12 protein-coding genes are annotated in these 12,928 nt (G+C 70.5%); 6 read left to right on the forward strand and 6 right to left on the reverse strand.

Going from position 1 to position 12,928, the window contains the following annotated elements:
* Positions 1-17 precede the first annotated feature (17 nt).
* The 3 genes from O3S82_RS09200 (at position 18) to O3S82_RS09210 (ending at position 6,245) form a co-directional block, all read left to right on the forward strand.
* The gene (locus tag O3S82_RS09200) at positions 18-1,475 is read left to right on the forward strand and encodes an MDR family MFS transporter (RefSeq protein ID WP_269302316.1); all 1,458 of its coding nucleotides are present in this window, start codon (positions 18-20) and stop codon (positions 1,473-1,475) included.
* 183 nt (positions 1,476-1,658) lie between these two features.
* The gene (gene metH, locus O3S82_RS09205) at positions 1,659-5,387 is read left to right on the forward strand and encodes a methionine synthase (protein ID WP_269302318.1); all 3,729 of its coding nucleotides are present in this window, start codon (positions 1,659-1,661) and stop codon (positions 5,385-5,387) included.
* 9 nt (positions 5,388-5,396) lie between these two features.
* Positions 5,397-6,245: a PAC2 family protein gene (locus O3S82_RS09210; RefSeq protein WP_269302320.1), complete on the forward strand. Its 849-nt coding sequence runs from the start codon at positions 5,397-5,399 to the stop codon at positions 6,243-6,245.
* 111 nt (positions 6,246-6,356) lie between these two features.
* Here the strand turns inward: O3S82_RS09210 and mshC are convergent, their stop codons facing one another.
* Positions 6,357-7,580 carry a cysteine--1-D-myo-inosityl 2-amino-2-deoxy-alpha-D-glucopyranoside ligase gene (mshC, locus tag O3S82_RS09215; RefSeq protein WP_269302322.1) on the reverse strand — a complete coding sequence of 408 codons (1,224 nt, stop codon included), beginning with the start codon at positions 7,578-7,580 and terminating at the stop codon, positions 6,357-6,359.
* A gap of 47 nt (positions 7,581-7,627) precedes the next feature.
* On the opposite strand from mshC, the gene corA reads away from it, so the two are divergent.
* Positions 7,628-8,581 (forward strand): magnesium/cobalt transporter CorA, encoded by a 954-nt coding sequence (gene corA, locus O3S82_RS09220; RefSeq protein ID WP_179424289.1) that lies wholly within the window; start codon positions 7,628-7,630, stop codon positions 8,579-8,581.
* A 178-nt stretch (positions 8,582-8,759) separates the two neighbouring features.
* Here the strand turns inward: corA and O3S82_RS09225 are convergent, their stop codons facing one another.
* Entirely contained in the window at positions 8,760-9,593 is an 834-nt protein-coding gene (locus O3S82_RS09225; RefSeq protein WP_179424287.1) for an undecaprenyl-diphosphate phosphatase, read from the reverse strand.
* A 43-nt stretch (positions 9,594-9,636) separates the two neighbouring features.
* On the opposite strand from O3S82_RS09225, the gene O3S82_RS09230 reads away from it, so the two are divergent.
* On the forward strand, positions 9,637-10,596 hold the full coding sequence (locus tag O3S82_RS09230; protein WP_269307051.1) for an aldo/keto reductase: 960 nt from the start codon (positions 9,637-9,639) through the stop codon (positions 10,594-10,596).
* Positions 10,593-10,778: a DUF5703 family protein gene (locus O3S82_RS09235; RefSeq protein WP_179424285.1), complete on the forward strand. Its 186-nt coding sequence runs from the start codon at positions 10,593-10,595 to the stop codon at positions 10,776-10,778. The genes O3S82_RS09230 and O3S82_RS09235 overlap by 4 nt, the downstream gene beginning before the upstream one ends.
* Positions 10,779-10,781: 3 nt before the next feature.
* On the opposite strand, the gene O3S82_RS09240 is transcribed toward O3S82_RS09235, so the two are convergent.
* From O3S82_RS09240 to O3S82_RS09255, 4 genes are read right to left on the reverse strand one after another with little or no spacing between them, the layout of a single operon-like run.
* Entirely contained in the window at positions 10,782-11,810 is a 1,029-nt protein-coding gene (locus O3S82_RS09240) for a YihY/virulence factor BrkB family protein (RefSeq protein WP_269302324.1), read from the reverse strand.
* Complete coding sequence (locus O3S82_RS09245) at positions 11,810-12,076, reverse strand: DUF3618 domain-containing protein (protein ID WP_179424283.1); 267 nt, start codon at positions 12,074-12,076, stop codon at positions 11,810-11,812. Before O3S82_RS09245 ends, O3S82_RS09240 begins: the two co-directional genes overlap by 1 nt.
* Positions 12,077-12,089: 13 nt before the next feature.
* Positions 12,090-12,494 (reverse strand): phage holin family protein, encoded by a 405-nt coding sequence (locus O3S82_RS09250; RefSeq protein ID WP_269302326.1) that lies wholly within the window; start codon positions 12,492-12,494, stop codon positions 12,090-12,092.
* Positions 12,491-12,874 (reverse strand): YtxH domain-containing protein, encoded by a 384-nt coding sequence (locus O3S82_RS09255; RefSeq protein ID WP_269302327.1) that lies wholly within the window; start codon positions 12,872-12,874, stop codon positions 12,491-12,493. Before O3S82_RS09255 ends, O3S82_RS09250 begins: the two co-directional genes overlap by 4 nt.
* Positions 12,875-12,928: the final 54 nt, after the last annotated feature.

Consider the following 12,928-nt stretch of genomic DNA (forward strand, 5'->3'; position numbering starts at 1 on the left):
GACCGCACAGGAGCACTGTGACCACCACTGCCACCTCGGCACCGCCCACCTCGAGCACCGACCACTCCGGCCGCCTCATCGCACTGCTGGTCGGCTCGGCCTTCGTCGTGATCCTCAACGAGACGATCATGAGCGTCGCGCTGCCCGAGCTGATGCGCGAGTTCGACGTCCAGGCGACGACGGCGCAGTGGCTGACCACGGCGTTCCTGCTGACCATGGCCGTGGTCATCCCGATCACCGGCTTCGTGCTGACGCGCTTCCCGCTGCGCCGGGTCTTCATGGCGGCGATGATCTCGTTCACCGCCGGCACGCTGCTCGCGGCGTTGGCGCCCACCTTCGGCGTGCTCGTGGCCGCTCGCGCGGTCCAGGCCGTCGGCACCGCGCTGATGATGCCGCTGCTGATCACGACGATCCTCAACCTGGTGCCGGCCGACCGCCGCGGTCGCATGATGGGCACGGTCTCGATCGTCATCTCCGTCGCGCCCGCGATCGGCCCGACGATCTCGGGCCTCGTCCTCGACCAGCTCGACTGGCGCTGGATGTTCTGGCTCGTGCTCCCCATCGCGCTCGTCGCGCTCGTCCTGGGCGCGGCGTGGGTGCGGAACGTGACCGAGCCGGTCGACGTGCCCATCGACGTGCCCTCGGTGGTCCTCTCGGCCCTCGCGTTCGGCGGCCTCATCTACGGCCTCAGCAGCATCGGCGAGGCCGCCGCGGGCGAGGTGCCCGTGTCGCCGTGGATCCCGATCGCGGTGGGCGCCCTGGCTCTCGTCGTGTTCGTGCTGCGCCAGCTGTCGCTGCGCGAGCGGGCCCTGCTGGACCTGCGCACCTTCGCACATCGCAGCTTCTCGATCGCGGTCGTCCTCGTCGCCGTCAGCATGATGGCGCTGTTCGGCACGCTGATCCTGCTGCCGATCTACCTCCAGACCGTGCTCGGCCTCAGCACGCTCGACACGGGGCTCGTGCTGCTGCCCGGCGGTCTGGTCATGGGCCTGCTCGCGCCGTTCGTCGGCCGCCTGTTCGACCAGCACGGCCCCCGCCCGCTGGTCGCCCCGGGCGCCGCGATCACCTCGGCCGCCCTCTGGTCGATGTCGATGTTCGACACGGACACGTCGCAGGGCCTCGTCGTCGCGGTGCACGTCGCGATGAGCGTCGGCCTCGCGCTGATGTTCACGCCGCTGCTCACCTCGGCGCTCGGCTCACTGCCGCACCACCTGTACTCCCACGGCAGCGCCACCGTCTCGACGCTGCAGCAGGTCGCGGGCGCCGCCGGCACCGCGCTGTTCGTGACGGTGATGACGCGCCACTCGGTGGCCGAGCTGGACGCCGGCGCATCGGTCGTCGACGCCACCGCCGCGGGCGTCCACGCCGCCCTGTTCTACGGCGGCGCGATCTCCGCGATCGCGGTCGTCGTGGCGCTGTTCGTGCGGAGCACGAAGACCGAGACGGCCGAGGTCGTCGAGCCCGCCGCGCACTGACACGAGGGCGGGTTCGCCCGCCTCCGAACGTGGCGTTCCACTCTGCGGCGGCTCCCGGTTACCGGCCGGGAACTACCGTAGAGTGAACGTCATCGTTCGGAACCTTCCCGAGGCCCAGGCGAGCCCGCCGCCGGCTGAAGGTTCCCAGCATCCGTTCGCCGATGCCCCGAGGATTCTTCACCCATGACCGAGTTCGTCCCGCAGTTCCGTCCCGACGCCACCGCCGCTCTCACCGAGGCGATGGCGCGACGGATCCTCGTGCTCGACGGCGCCATGGGCACCGCAATCCAGCGCGACCGGCCCGACGAGGCCGGCTACCGCGGCGAGCGCTTCGCGCAGTGGTCGTGCGACGTCCAGGGCAACAACGACCTCCTGACTCTGACCCAGCCCGAGATCATCGCGAGCATCCACCGCGAGTACCTCGAGGCCGGCGCCGACATCATCGAGACGAACACGTTCAACGCGAACGCGATCTCGCTGCGCGACTACGACATGGTCGACCTCGCGTACGAGCTGAACTACGCCGCCGCGCGGCTCGCCCGCGAGGCCGCGGACGCCGTGGGCACGCCCGAGCACCCGCGCTACGTCGCCGGCGCGCTCGGCCCGACCACGCGCACCGCCTCGATCTCCCCCGACGTCAACGACCCCGGCGCCCGTAACGTCACGTGGGACGAGCTCGTCGACGCCTACCTCGTCGCCGCGCGCGGCCTGGTCGACGGCGGCGCCGACCTGCTGATGATCGAGACGATCTTCGACACCCTCAACGCCAAGGCGGCGATCTTCGCCGTCGAGACGCTGTTCGAGGAGACCGGCCGCCGCTGGCCCGTCGTCATCTCGGGCACGATCACCGACGCGTCGGGCCGCACGCTCTCGGGCCAGACGGTCGAGGCCTTCTGGCACTCGGTCCGCCACGTGCGCCCGCTGCTCGTGGGCCTGAACTGCGCCCTGGGCGCCGACGAGATGCGCCCCTACATCGCCGAGCTCTCGCGCATCGCCGACTGTCACATCTCCTGCTACCCCAACGCCGGTCTGCCGAACGCGTTCGGCGAGTACGACGAGTCGCCCGACCAGACCGCGGGGATCCTGCGCGAGTTCGCCGAGAGCGGCTTCTTCAACGTCGTCGGCGGCTGCTGCGGCACCACGCCGGCCCACATCGGCCGCATCGCCTCGGTCGTCGAGGGCCTGCCCCCGCGCGAGCTGCCCGAGATCGCCCCGGCACTGCGCCTCTCGGGTCTCGAGCCCGTCACCGTCACCGAGGACTCCCTGTTCGTCAACGTGGGCGAGCGCACGAACATCACCGGCTCGGCCCGCTTCCGCAACCTCATCAAGGCCGAGGACTACCCGGCGGCCCTCGCGGTGGCGCTGCAGCAGGTCGAGAACGGCGCGCAGGTCATCGACATCAACATGGACGAGGGCATGATCGACGGCGTCGCCGCGATGGACCGCTTCTGCAAGCTGATCGCGGCCGAGCCCGACATCAGCCGCGTGCCGGTCATGGTCGACTCGTCCAAGTTCGAGGTCATCGAGACCGGCCTCAAGGCCATCCAGGGCAAGTGCATCGTCAACTCGATCTCCCTGAAGGAGGGCGAGGAGAAGTTCGTCGAGCAGGCGCGCCTGTGCCGCAAGTACGGTGCGGCCGTCGTGGTCATGGGCTTCGACGAGGACGGCCAGGCCGACAACCTCGAGCGCCGCAAGCAGATCAGCGAGCGCGCCTACCGGATCCTGACCGAGGAGGTCGGCTTCCCGGCCGAGGACATCATCTTCGACCCCAACGTCTTCGCCGTCGCCACGGGCATCGAGGAGCACGCCGAGTACGGCCTGGACTTCATCGAGGCCACCCGCTGGATCAAGCAGAACCTGCCCGGCGCGCTCGTCTCGGGCGGCGTCTCCAACGTCTCGTTCTCGTTCCGCGGCAACAACCCCGTGCGCGAGGCGATCCACGCCGTCTTCCTCTTCCACGCCATCGGCGCGGGCATGGACATGGGCATCGTGAACGCGGGCGCGCTCGTGCCCTACGACACCGTGCCCACCGAGCTGCGCGACCGCATCGAGGACGTCGTCCTCAACCGCCGCGACGACGCCACGGAGCGCCTCCTCGAGATCGCCTCGGACTACGCCGGCGACGGCGAGAAGGCCGAGGCCGCCACCGAGGAGTGGCGCGACCTGCCCGTCGGCGAGCGCATCACCCACGCCCTCGTGAAGGGCATCGACGCCCACGTCGAGTCCGACACCGAGGAGCTCCGCCAGCTGATCTCCGACCGCGGCGGGCGCCCCATCGAGGTCATCGAGGGCCCCCTCATGGACGGCATGAACGTCGTCGGCGACCTCTTCGGCGCGGGCAAGATGTTCCTGCCCCAGGTCGTGAAGTCGGCGCGGGTCATGAAGAAGGCCGTCGCCTACCTCATCCCGTTCATCGAGGCCGAGAAGTCGCCCGACGACGTGGGCAACAGCAACGGCACCGTCGTCATGGCCACGGTCAAGGGCGACGTGCACGACATCGGCAAGAACATCGTCGGGGTCGTGCTGCAGTGCAACAACTACGACGTCATCGACCTCGGCGTCATGGTGCCGGCGCAGAAGATCCTGGACGCCGCGCGCGAGCACGACGCCGACGTCATCGGCCTGTCCGGCCTCATCACGCCGTCGCTCGACGAGATGGAGAGCTTCGCCGCCGAGATGGCGCGCCAGGACTTCGACATCCCGCTGCTGATCGGCGGCGCCACCACGTCGCGCGCCCACACCGCCGTCAAGGTCGACCGCAAGTACCCCGGCCCCGTGGTGTGGGTCAAGGACGCCTCGCGCTCGGTGCCGGTCGTGGCCGCCCTGCTCTCGGACGAGCAGCGCCCGAAGCTCATGGCCGACATCAAGACCGACTACGACGCGCTGCGCGAGCGCCACGCCAACCGCGGCGACGCGCGCACGATCCTGCCGCTCGAGGCCGCGCGCGAGGGCCAGACGCCGCTCGACTGGTCGGCCTACACGCCTCCGGTCCCGGCGAAGCCCGGCATCCACGAGTTCGGCCCGTACCCTCTGGGCGAGCTGCGCGAGTACATCGACTGGCAGCCGTTCTTCAACGCCTGGGAGATGAAGGGCTCGTTCCCCGACATCCTCAACTCCCCCACGCACGGCGAGGCCGCGCGCAAGCTCTACGACGACGCCAACGAGATGCTCGACCGCATCATCGCCGAGGACTGGTTGACCGCACGCGGCATCGCCGGTCTGTTCCCCGCGGCGCGCGAGGGCGACAGCACGATCGTCTACGCCGACGAGTCGCGCACGACCGAGCTCACACGCCTGCACCACCTGCGCCAGCAGACCGAGCACCGCCCCGGCGTCCCGCACCGCTCCCTGGCCGACTTCGTCGCGCCGGCCGAGACGGGCCTGCCCGACTACGTGGGCGCCTTCGCGGTCACCGCCGGACTCGGCAGCACCGAGCGCGTCACGGCGTTCAAGGCCGAGCTCGACGACTACTCCGCGATCATGGTCGAGGCGCTGGCCGACCGGCTGGCCGAGGCGTTCGCCGAGCGCCTGCACGAGCGGGTGCGCACCGAGCTGTGGGGCTACTCCCCCGACGAGAAGCTCTCGAACACCGAGCTCATCAAGGAGAAGTACGACGGCATCCGTCCGGCGCCGGGCTACCCCGCGTGCCCCGAGCACACCGAGAAGCACACCATCTGGGAGCTGCTCGACGTCGAGGCGCGCACGGGCATCGAGCCGACCGAGAGCATGGCCATGTGGCCGGGCGCCTCGGTGAGCGGCCTGTACTTCTCGCACCCGCAGTCGCAGTACTTCGTGCTCGGCCGCATCGGGCGCGACCAGGTGCAGGACTACGCGGAGCGCAAGGGCTGGACCATCGCGGAGGCCGAGCGGTGGCTGTCGCCGAACCTCGGCTATCGAACCGAGGATGAGTAGGCTGAAGGCGTGACCGACGCCGACATCGCCCGCCTGAGGAACCCCTGGATGGTGGCCGCCTTCGAGGGCTGGAACGATGCGGCGGACGCCGCCACGAGCACCGTCGACCATCTCCTCGAGGAGTGGGACGCCGAGATCTTCGCCGAGCTCGACCCGCAGGAGTTCTACGACTTCCAGGCGGTCCGCCCGGTCATCGCGCCCTCGGAGAACGGCACGCGCGACATCGTGTGGCCCACCCCCACGCTGTACCTGGCCCATCCGCCGCGCCAGGATCGCGACGTCCTGCTCCTGCGCGCGGTCGAGCCGAACTACCGCTGGCAGGCGTTCTGCGCCACGGTGGTGGATCTCGCGCAGGCCGCCGGCGTGCACGAGCTGATCACCCTCGGCGCCCTGCTGGCCGACACGCCGCACACGCGCCCCGTGCCCGTCACCGGATCCACGAACGACCCCGTGCTGATGGAGCGGCTCTCCCTCGACCAGTCGCGCTACAGCGGCCCCATCGGCATCACCACCGTGCTCAGCGACGTCGCCGCCCGCGCGGGACTGGCCACCGCCGGCATCTGGGCCGCCGTGCCGCACTACGTGGCCGAGCCGCCCTGCTACAAGGCCACGCTGGGCCTGCTGGGCGCGCTCGAGGACGCGATCGGCGTCGGACTCCCCCAGGGCGTGCTGCGCGAGATGTCCGACGCCTGGCAGCGCGGCGCCGACGACCTCATGGAGCAGGACGAGGACCTGCTCGAGTACGTCCGCACCCTGGAGAACGAGCGCGACGCCGGCGAGCCGCCCGAGGCCTCCGGCGACGCGATCGCGCGGGAGTTCGAGCGCTACCTGCGCCGGCGCCCCACCGAGGACTCCTGACGCCCGGTCCCCTTCGTGAGCGGTGAGCAGTCAACCCTTCCCGCGGGTGGGCGGTGACTGGTCAACCTCATGAGGGGTGCTTGAGGTTGAGCACTCACCGCTCCCCCGCGGTCAGAGCGCGACGCCGAGCAGCGCGTCGACCGCGGCGCGCACGGTGCGCGGTCCGTCGCCGTCGGTGCCCTGCGTGGCGGCCCACTCGTCGACCGCCGCGAGGGCGGCCGGCGCGTCGAGGTCGTTCGCGAGCGCCGCGCGCAGCCGCTCGACGAGCTCCTCGCCCGAGGGACCGGTCGAGCGGTCGGCCGCGGCGCGCCACGTGGCGAGGCGCTGCTCGGCGGCGTCGATCGCTTCGGCGAACCACTCCCAGTCCTCGCGGTAGTGGTGCGCCAGCAGCGCGAGCCGGATCGCCATCGGGTCGTGACCCTCGGCGCGCAGCTTCGAGACGAGCACCAGGTTGCCCTTGGACTTGCTCATCTTCTCGCCCTCGTAGCCGACCATGCCGGCGTGGACGTAGGCGCGCGCGAACGGCTCGCCCGTGGCGGCCTCGGCCTCGGCGGCCGACATCTCGTGGTGCGGGAAGACCAGGTCGGAGCCACCGCCCTGCACGTCGAACGCCGTGCCCAGGTGGTGCAGTGCGATCGCGGCGCACTCGATGTGCCAGCCGGGACGGCCGCGGCCGAGCTCGGTGTCCCAGGCGGGCTCGCCCGGACGCTCGGCCTGCCACAGGAGGCAGTCCAGCGGGTCGCGCTTTCCGGCGCGGTCGGGGTCGCCGCCGCGCTCGGGGAAGATCCTCAGCATCGTCTCGGTGTCGAAGCCCGAGACCTCGCCGAACGTCCCCGACGAGCGGACCTCGAAGTACAGGTCGTCATCGACCTTGTAGACGCCGCCGGTCTTCTCCAGGCGGCGCACGAGGTCGATCACGAGCGGGATCGACTCGACCGCGCCGATGTAGTGCTCGGGCGGCAGGATGCGCAGGGCCGTCATGTCCTCGCGGAACAGCTGCGTCTCGCGCTCGGCGAGCTGGACCCAGTCGATGCCCGTGGCGTTCGCGCGCTCGAGCAGCGGGTCGTCGACGTCGGTGACGTTCTGCGTGTAGTGGACCTCAAGGCCTTGGTCGAGCCACTGGCGCTGCAGCAGGTCGAACGCGAGGTACGTGTTCGCGTGCCCGAGGTGCGTGGCGTCGTAGGGCGTGATGCCGCAGACGTAGAGGCGCGCGGCGCCGTCGGGCGCCGACGGGACCACCGTGCGGCGGGCCGTGTCATGGACGTGGAGCTGCGGTCCCGTACCGAGCCCGGAGTCCGAGAGTCGTGGGATCGGCGGGCGGGACCAACTCTGCATGTCGTCGAGCCTATCGGGACCCTGAAGTCCACAATGAGCAGGTGATCATGGATTGCGCGGTGTATCTCGACGGAGTGCGCGAGGAGACCGACCGCGACCCCGAGACGCTCGACGACACGCTGGCCGACCTGAGCGGTCAGGACTTCCTCTGGATCGGCGTCAGCGACCCCACGCACGAGGAGATGGAGCGCCTCGGCGGCGCCCTCGGACTGCACCCGCTGGCGATCGAGGACACGCTCGCTCCCCACCAGCGGCCGCGTGTGGACCGGTTCAGCGACCACCTGTTCCTGTCGCTGCGGATCGTCTCGTACAGCGACGACGACATCACCACCAGCGAGGTCAACATCTGTCTCGGACGGCACTACGTCCTGACGGTGCGCCACGGCGGGCCCGAGCTGTCGATGGCCCGCCACCGCGCCGAACGGGTGCCCGAGCGGCTCAGGCAGGGCCCGATCGCGGCCGTCCACGCCGTCGTGGACGCGATCGTCGACCGCTACGAGGACGTCGCCGGCGAGCTCGTGACCGACGTCGAGGAGGTCGAGACCTCGGTGTTCTCGGCCGACCGCACCCGCGACTCGGCCCGCATCTACCGGCTCAAGCGCGAGACGCTGGAGTTCCGGCACGCCGTCGCTCCCCTGCGCGACCCGATCCTGCGCTTCGCCCAGGTGGCCGACCCAGAGGACCTGCGCCCGTACTTCCGCGACATCGCCGACCACCTCCAGCGCGCCCTCGACGCCATCGACTCGATCGACTCGCTGCTCACCAACGCGCTCAACGCCCACCTCGCCCAGCTGAGCGTGCAGCAGAACGAGGACATGCGGAAGCTCACCGCCGGCGCCACGCTGTTCGCCATCCCCACGGCCGTCGCCGGGATCTACGGGATGAACTTCGAGCACATGCCCGAGCTCACCTGGACCTACGGCTACCCGATCTGCCTCGCCGCCATGGGCGCCGCCTGCTTCTACGTCTACCGCCGATTCAAGAAGTCGGGCTGGCTGTGAGGGTTTCTGCGTCCGACGCCGCGCCCACTGCCTATCTTGTGGCGCTCAGGCCCACATACGGGCGCAGGTGGCACAAGATCACCCGTCGGCCCGCTCAGCTGACGAACGATGATGCCTTCGGCCCCGCTCCGATACCCGAATGCCTCATCGTTCGTCCCGGCCGCGCCCCACAGCGGCGTCAGGCGGCGACGGCGCCGGTGAGGACGCCGGCGGCGAGCAGGATGAGCACGAGGGAGCCGAGGGCGACGCGGTAGATCACGAACGGCTTGTACGAATGGTTGCTGACGTACTTGAGCAGCCAGTGGATCACGGCGAGGCCGACCACGAACGAGACGGCCGTGCCGACGAGGGTGGGCACGGTGCCGTAGGCGTTCTCACCGCCCGGGATGTCCTTGAGCTTGTAGACGCCGGCGCCCACGACGGCGGGGATCGCCAGCAGGAACGCGTAGCGGGTGGCGGCCTGGCGCTCGTAGCCCAGGAACAGGCCCATCGAGATCGTCGCGCCCGAGCGGGACACGCCCGGCACCAGTGCGCACGACTGCGCGAAGCCGAGCAGGATCGCGTCGCGCGTGGAGAGGTCGGCGATCGGCTTGGTCTTGCGCCCCAGCTTCTCCGCGAGGCCGAGCACGAGGCCCATGCCGATGAGCATCGCGCCGATGAACCACAGGTTGCGGAACTCGCTGTCGATCAGGTCCTCCAGCAGCAGGCCCAGGATCACGATCGGCGTCGAGCCGATGATGATGAACCAGCCCATCCGCCACTCGGACTGGCGACGGGCGTCGGCGCTGAACAGGCCCTTCACCCAGCCGGACCCGATGGTCCAGATGTCACGCCAGAAGTAGAGGACGACCGCCAGCTCGGTACCGATCTGGACCACCGCGGTGTACGCGGCGCCGGGGTCCTCCCAGCCGAGCAGCTGCGGCACGATCGCCAGGTGCGCGCTGCTCGAGATCGGGAGGAATTCGGTCAGGCCCTGGACGATGCCCAGGATGACGGAGCGCAGCAGATCCACCGTGCGAGCCTACACAGCAAAGTTCAGGCCACCGACTAACCTCATCCGCATGCAGGTGCGTCGACTCGGCGGTTCCGGTCTCCAGGTGTCGCGACTCGCTCTCGGGACCATGTCCTGGGGTGCGGCCGTCGACGAGTACGCGGCCGACGAGCAGCTGAGGCTGTTCCTCGACTCCGGCGGCACCCTCCTCGACACCGCCCCCATCTACGGCGACGGATCGTGCGAGCGCGTCATCGGCGCGCTGCTCGACAAGCACGGCGTCCGCGACGAGCTCGTGCTGGCCGGCAAGGCGGGGGTCGCGCGTCGTGACGGCCGCGTCGTCACCGACGGCTCCCTGCGCTCGCTGCTGCGCCAGCTGGACCAGACGCTCGCCGACCTCGGCACCGACCACCTCGACCTGTGGCAGGTCCACCGCTGGGACGACTCCGTCCCCGTCGACGAGACGATGGCCGCGCTCGACCAGGCGATCCGCTCGGGCAAGGTCCGCTACGCCGGCATCAGCAACTTCACCGGTTGGCAGACCGTGGCCGCCCAGCACGCGTTCAGCCGGCTCGGCGGTGGCGTGCCGCTGGTCAGCACCCAGGTCGAGTACTCGCTGCTGCGACGCGAGCCCGAGATCGAGGTCGTCCCGGCCGCGCAGCACGCGGGCCTGAGCCTCCTCGCCTGGTCGCCGCTGGGCCGCGGCGTCCTCACCGGGAAGTACCGCGGCGGCGTCCCTTCCGACTCGCGGGCGGCCGACGCCCGCTGGGAGGCGTTCGTCGCCCCTCACCTGACCCCGTCCAAGGCCCGTGTGGTCGATGCCCTCGCGGCAGCCGCCGAGGGACTCGGCGTGCCGATCTCCCACGTCGCGCTGGCCTGGCTGCGCGACCAGCCGCACGTCGGCGCCGCGATCGTCGGCGCCCGCACCACCGCCCAGCTCCAGGAGTCCCTCGGCTCCGAGCTGCTCGACCTGCCCCACGAGATCGTCGCCGCGCTGAGCGACGTGTCCGAAGGAGTCCGATGATCGAGTACGAGTTCTGGGACGTCGCCATCTCGCGCACCAAGTCGCGCAACGCCGTGTGCCAGTGGCTGACACAGGCGGCCGAGTTCCAGGGCTGGGAGCTCGACCGCCTGCGCAAGGATCCCACCGGTCACCGCACGGTGCGGCTGCGGCGCAAGGTCATCCGGATGCGCGCCACCGTCTGACGGTCAGGCGTCGTCCGTCTCGCCGCGGCTGCGCCGCAGCGCACGGGCCCGACGGACGTCCTCCTCGTACTTCTTGCGGTCCTTCTCGATCTTCGTGGTGTCGCGCGGAGGCAGCTGGATCTCCTCCTCGGCCGGCAGCCCGGCCTGCAGCTCACGACCCCGCTCGAGCTCGGCGTCGAGCTCGGCGCCGAAGACCAGCGCGAGGTTCGTGATCCACAGCCACAGCAAGAACACGATGACGCCGGCCAGGGAGCCGTACGTGCGGTCATAGTTCGAGAAGTTAGCCACGTAGAGGCCGAACAGCGCCGACGCGATCAGCCACGTCACGATCGCGACCACGGCGCCCACGCTGATCCAGCGGAACCGGGGCTGCTTGACGTTCGGCGTGACGTAGTAGAGCAGCGCCACGATGAGCACCACGACGCACAGCATCACGGGCCACTTGGCGATGTTCCAGACCGTCACGGCGGTCTCGCCGATCCCGAGGGCGTTGCCGACCGCCTCCGCGGCGGGACCGGTGAGCACGAGACTCAGCCCCACGAGCGCGGTGAGCAGGACCGTCACCAGCGTCAGCACCAGCATGACCGGGCGAAGCTTCCAGAACGGACGTCCTTCGTCGATCTCGTAGATGCGGTTCATGCCCCGCGAGAACGCGTTGACGTAGGCCGAGGCCGACCACAGCGCCGCTGCGAGGCCGATGACGAACCCGAGACCCGAGTTCTGGTTCTCACCCAGCTGGCGCAGCGTCGGCTCCAGCGTCTCCGCGGCGCCGGAGGCCCCGACGTCTCGCAGCACCTGGAGCATCGCGTCGACCGTGTCCGCGCTGCGGCCCGTCAGGCCGACGAGCGACAGCACGGCCAGCAGACCGGGGAACAGGGCCAGCACCGAGTAGTACGTCAGCGCGGCCGCCAGGTCGGTCCCCTGGTCCTCGGAGAACTCCCGAGCGGTCTTGCGGAACACGTACATCCACGGCCGCTTCTTGAGCTCCTTCGGGGAGTCGGGGCCGTGCGCCTGACCGGGTTCGGATGCCATCAGCGGCGCCGGCGCAGCGAGCGGAGCACCAGGCTCGCGAGGTACAGCGACAGGAGGCCGCCGGCGAGTGCCAGCACCTCCGGGCGCGGCTTGCCGTCGGAGTCGACGACCTGCGTCTTCGCGGACTCGGTGAACTCGTGCGCGGACTCCTTCGCCCTGGACTTGACGTCGAACTTCGCGGCCAGCTCGTCGACGGTGTCGGCGAGCTGCTCACGGGTGCGCTCGACGTCCTCGCGCAGCACTTCGGATTCGTGGGGTTCGGTCATGGGTTCCTCCGGTTCAGTGATCGCGGGCGTGACGGACGGCGTCGACGTCGGCCTTGACGCTCTCCACCGTCGCCTGGGGCACGGGGGCGCCGGCCTCCTGCACGCGGTTCTTGCCCATCAGGGCGGCGACGCCGGCGATGACGAACAGCACCACCGCGACGATCAGGGCGGCGATCCAGACGTCCATGGCGAGCGACAGTGCCGCGATGATCGCGGCGATCAGCGCGCCGAGGCCGTACAGCGCGATCAGGCCGCCGGCGCCGATGATGCCGGCGCCGACGCCGGCCCGCTTGGCCTTGCTCGAGACCTCGATCTGGGCGAGGCGCATCTCGTCCCGGACGAGCGTCTTGAGCTCGTCGGTCAGGCGCGAGATGAGCTCGCCCGTCGAGGCCTCACCACCGGGCTCGTGGTGACTCATCGCCCACCGGCTCCGGTCCCGCCGCCGGTCGTGCCCGAGCCGCCCGTGCCGGAGCTACCGGTGCCGCCCGGAGTCGAGCCGGCGCCGGAGCCGAAGCTGCTGCCGCCGGTGCTGGACCCGGTGCTGCCGGAGCCGGAGCCCGAGCCGCCGAAGCCGGACCTGCTGCCGGAGCTCGAGCCGCTGCCCGAGTCGCTCCCGCCCATTCCCGGCACGTGCTCCTGGGCGGCGTGCTGCGCCTTGTCGGCCACGTCCTGGACCCGCGGGTCCTTCCACAGGCTCTGCGCCTTCTGGACGATCTGGTCGTACCGCTCTCGTCCCGAGCGCGTGCCCAGGACGTATCCGGCCGCGGCACCTACGAGGAACGTCAGCTTTCGGGCCATGGTGGCCACCTCCACTCGATCGACTGTGACTCTTGCGTCGAGGGAGTACCCCAC

It is taken from the genome of Aeromicrobium sp. HA, assembly GCF_027171405.1.
GTDB classification, from domain to species: Bacteria; Actinomycetota; Actinomycetes; order Propionibacteriales; family Nocardioidaceae; genus Aeromicrobium; species Aeromicrobium tamlense.